Genomic DNA, 3,129 nt, shown 5'->3' on the forward strand with positions numbered 1-3,129 from the left:
CCCCCCCGGTCGCTCCGGTACTTTTAATAATAGCACTTCCTTTGCTTACATCCAATAATGTCTGGCCGTCAGCCGTTTTTTTACAGGCTTCTCTATCTGACTGATTCTGCTCCTTTTAATCTCATGTTCTTCCTGCTGTTCATTCGGAATCTGCTCTTTTACAGTTTTCATAAGTACTACTGTATCCAACCTCTGATCAGCTTCTGTTGTTTCTGTTATGCCTTCCACTGAACTCTCTACATCCTGAGTTCCTGCAAAAACAGTTCCCTGAACTGCAGCCATGACCAATGCCACAGCGAATATCCAGATTTGTCTTTTCTTTTTCATCTTTTCTTTATCCCCCTGTTTTAAAATTTTCCCACTTCGAGTTTTTATATCAGGTACTCACTCTTTATAAAAAAGTTAGTTTGCAAGAGGAAAAGAAAACCAGGCAGCAAAAATAAATTTTCGCTGCCTGATGCTGTATACCCACAGGGTACACCGTGTTTTATATCCTTCGGGTGAACGCGCTTTGCGCGATATTTTCGAAAAATGGCACCTTCTGTTTAGCCACTATTCTTATCCAGCAGACACTACGTCCATTTTCTACACGATTGTAGTGAGGCATTCTAAGAGCCGAACGGAAATCGTGTGGAAAATGTCATCAGTTTTTTTCTTTTCGCACCGGCCGGATATATTTAAAATGTTTTTCCGGATTGAAATAAAAATAAATGATTCTGCCGGGAGTCAGGTCATAGCGATATCCGGTTCCTTCAAAATCAAATTCTGCCATTGCCTTTTCAATCTTTTCCTCCACACTTCGGTTTTCCTGCTCATAATCGAACGGACCGTGCTCGAATACTACATACTCGGCTTCGGGAACATCCATCAGCTGCATCTGAGGCGGTACCTCGCCGGTGTAATCCGCCGGAAGACGCACACCATGAGACTCCGTGCGCAGAAAACCCCAGTCACAGAGTCTGCCGTCCGGATCATTGATATATGCCATAATCTGGCCGCTGCCGCTGTTAGGCTCACTCCCGCCATCGTCATCCAGTTTTCCCTTGATGCTGTCAAGCAGACCGCAGATTGTCTCATAGTCCTGCCCGGGAATGAGATTTTGTTTCTGCCAAAAATCCCAATACCCATTGCTCTCATAATTCTTAATATGCAAATATTTGTGTGCGGGAATCGTTACAAAATAAATTTTAATATCATCTTCAGATTTCTTCATGCCGATTTCTCCTAATCCAAAAAAGTAGCGGTCAAACGGAGTGATTTTTGTACGAAGAACGACTGGCTTCGGCCTTTTCCGGTATTCACTCGGAGTCACGCCGTATGTTCTCTTAAAGGCTCTCGTAAAAGCTTCATGTGACGAAAATCCATAATCAAACGCAATATCCAAAATGCTTTTCCCACTGTCCCGCACTTCTTTCAGCGCAAAGGCCAATTTTCTGAGCCGCAGATAATCCCTGAACGGAATCCCCGATATTTCTTTAAACTTTCTTGTTGTATAAAACTCTGAATAACCCAGCCTTCGGGAAAGAAAGCACAGTGTCAGCGCTTCATCATTGTAGTTTTTAATACATCTGTCGATCTCATCAACGATCGTCTGGATCTGCCTCTGCCACTCATACATTCGTCTGTTCACCTCGTTTCAACCACCCTAAATTTATTATAAAGAAATAGACTGGCTTCGGCTTGATTTCACTTGCTGTTATATATCTTATCTTTTATTGTGGACATCTGTCAAAAAACCGGAACACTATTCTGAATAGCGTTCCGGTATGTGTTTTATCTTATCTTCTTGTTTAATAAAATTCCTGCTCCTGCCAATGAACCTCCAAAGAGAATCAGGAAAAACAGACTTCCCTTTTCGTCTCCGGTTTTGACTGTTTTCTCCTCAGATTGCTCTGTCTTTTTTCTTTTGCTGTACTCCCAGTTCGGCACCGGCTGTTCGGTTTTAACTGGCTGTTCTGAATTTACCGGTGTTTCTGTGGTAACCTGATTTTGCTCTGTGACTTCTGGCTTCGGTTCTTCTTTCCATCTGGCTTTCAAAGTCATGTTTTCATAAACAGGTTCTTCAAAATCCCACGGGACTTCATTCCCTTCTCTATCTGTATAATACCATCCTTCAAAAACATATCCCTCTCTTGCCGGGTCCGTTGGTTTTTCCACTGTTTGGCCGCTGTCTATGCTCTGCATCTCCGGAGCCTTCGTTCCTCCTCCAGTGTCAAATGAACTCTCCACTGTTCCGGTGAGCAGTACTTCCACCGTTACCATCTCTCCCTCCGACGTCTCGTAGGTCAGCGGAAACTTTCCGGTCTTCTTTGAAGTCTTTGCCTCATTGATTGCATGAAACTGATCTTCATTAATCTTAAAATCTTCCAGTTTCAGATTATTTCCATCTTTATCTTTTCCTTTGATCCCGCACAGTTCCTTAATCTCTTGTATCTCAAAGCCTTTTCCTCCGGTCTCTTTTTCTACATCATTGGCTCCTATCATTCCGGAATCTGTATCACTCCCTGGCACTGCAGCATCTGTACCGTTTCCTCTTAAAGATACCGTGACCGTTACCTGAGTTCCGTTTTCTGTGGCAATGGTCAGCTGATAATCTCCAACTTCTCCTTTTTCTTTGGCCTTATTGATGGCATTCATCTGATCCTTGTCCGGCAGGGTAAAATCATTAGTATCAAATGGATTTCCGTCCTTGTCCTTGCCGTTTGCCTTCACCAGCTCTTTGATCTGCTGCTCGGAAAAGCCTTTTCCTCCGGTCTTGCTGATCAGATGATTGGCCCCCAGCTGTTCTTTTGTCTCTGAGTTTATTTTATTTTCATCCCGGAACGGGCCGAAATAAACCATGGTAAAATATTTATCCACCTTAATATCCTGCTTTGTCTGGAACGGAGATTCTGCTGTAAAATTATACTCTGTCTCAGAAATGCCGTCCTGAATATATCCCTGATATCCTGCATCCGGTTCTGCAGTAATATTCACTGCCGTACCTCTCACTTTATTGTCATACTTCCGGCCGCAGCCAATTCCCGGCATAGCGGTATCTTTATCACCGACGGCTATGACGAGGGTATTTCCTCCTGTGATCTCAATATTTGACGCATTCATCGACTCAGGATCATTCATGTCAGCACC

3 protein-coding genes are annotated in these 3,129 nt (G+C 43.4%); all 3 read right to left on the reverse strand.

Annotated features, from left to right (window positions below):
- Positions 1–45: 45 nt before the first annotated feature.
- The gene (locus QVP35_RS11840) at positions 46–327 is read right to left on the reverse strand and encodes a hypothetical protein (RefSeq protein WP_009289221.1); all 282 of its coding nucleotides are present in this window, start codon (positions 325–327) and stop codon (positions 46–48) included.
- A gap of 316 nt (positions 328–643) precedes the next feature.
- Positions 644–1,618, reverse strand: a complete 975-nt coding sequence (locus QVP35_RS11845; RefSeq protein ID WP_022261184.1) for a helix-turn-helix transcriptional regulator — start codon at positions 1,616–1,618, stop codon at positions 644–646.
- Positions 1,619–1,773: 155 nt separating this feature from the next.
- Positions 1,774–3,129 (reverse strand): InlB B-repeat-containing protein (locus QVP35_RS11850; RefSeq protein WP_288187889.1); only part of this gene is annotated, 1,356 nt, incomplete at its 5' end.

The organism is Anaerostipes sp. CAG:276, assembly GCF_000432215.1.
GTDB lineage: Bacteria > Bacillota > Clostridia > Lachnospirales > Lachnospiraceae > Anaerostipes > Anaerostipes caccae.